Source organism: Kitasatospora sp. NPDC002543 (assembly GCF_053594915.1).
Genome location: NZ_JBSFWR010000273.1, coordinates 1 through 1,045 on the forward strand (window position 1 = coordinate 1; position 1,045 = coordinate 1,045).

General features: G+C 71.6%; 1 protein-coding gene. It reads right to left on the reverse strand.

What is annotated here, in order from left to right; translation table 11 throughout:
• Positions 1–163 precede the first annotated feature (163 nt).
• Entirely contained in the window at positions 164–709 is a 546-nt protein-coding gene (locus tag ACWD4P_RS38530; protein ID WP_449782856.1) for an NUDIX hydrolase, read from the reverse strand.
• Between the last annotated feature and the right edge of the window lie 336 nt (positions 710–1,045).

Consider the following 1,045-nt stretch of genomic DNA (forward strand, 5'->3'; position numbering starts at 1 on the left):
GGAGGGGCCGGGAGGGCACTCGGTGTTCGGGACGGCCCGGGCGCAGCCCGTCCACTGTCCGCGTAGGAAGTCGGCCCGGCCGACTTCCTACGCGGAGAGGACAAGATGACCGCCACTCGGCGGCCCCGGACAGAGCTGTCCGGGGCCGCTGTCTCTGTGGCGGTCAGGGGCGCCGGACAAGCCGATGCGGGCCGAGGTAGTAGGACAGGGCGGCGTGCGACGGGCCGTCAGGGAACCCGCCGTTCGTCAGAAGCTTCACGACTTCGCTTTCAGGCACCCACTCCACACGGGTCGCCTCGGACACGTCCTCAGGGTCGCCGATCCGGGTGCAGTCCGTGACGTGGTAGACGCGGAAGCGCGCGTCACTGATGCCCGCCATGGCGTCGTACTCGGTCAGCAGCTCGGCCCGGCCGGGGCGCCAGCCGGTCTCCTCCTCGACCTCGCGGACGACGGCCGCCGCCGGCTCCTCCCCGGGCTCGGCCCATCCGGCCGGCACTTCCCAGCCCCAGCGGCCGGTGATGAACCGGTGCCGGTAGAGGAGGAGGAATTCGCCGGCCTCGTTGGTGACGACGGCGGTGGTCGAGGCGCGGGGGTAGCGGACGACGTGGTGGTCGATCCGGCCGACGCCGGGGATGTCGACATCATCGAGCCAGACCTCGACCCACGGGCTCCCGAACACCTGCCGACGCCCGAACACCTCCCATTCCACGGGCAGTCCCTCCCTCACGCCCGCATCAGCTGCCTGCTCGACTCTCTCACGCGTGCGGCGAGCTCCTGCACAGGCCTCTCGGCCGACCAGGGAGACAGGGATACCTGAAGAGCCCGGGCACGCAGGACGATCGGCTGGGTGATGCCGGCCTGCGCCGGATCGAGGATGGAGTGCGCCGTGGCACACGCGGCTTCGACCCCGCCTCGGGCAAGCCGCACCTCGGCGAGGTCAAAGGTGAGGACGGCGAGCGGAAGGAGCCGGTGCTGCACGGCACCCGCCGAATCCTGGTGGACACCGAGGACGAGGCCTCGATGGCCGCCGCCACCGCCTGGTGGG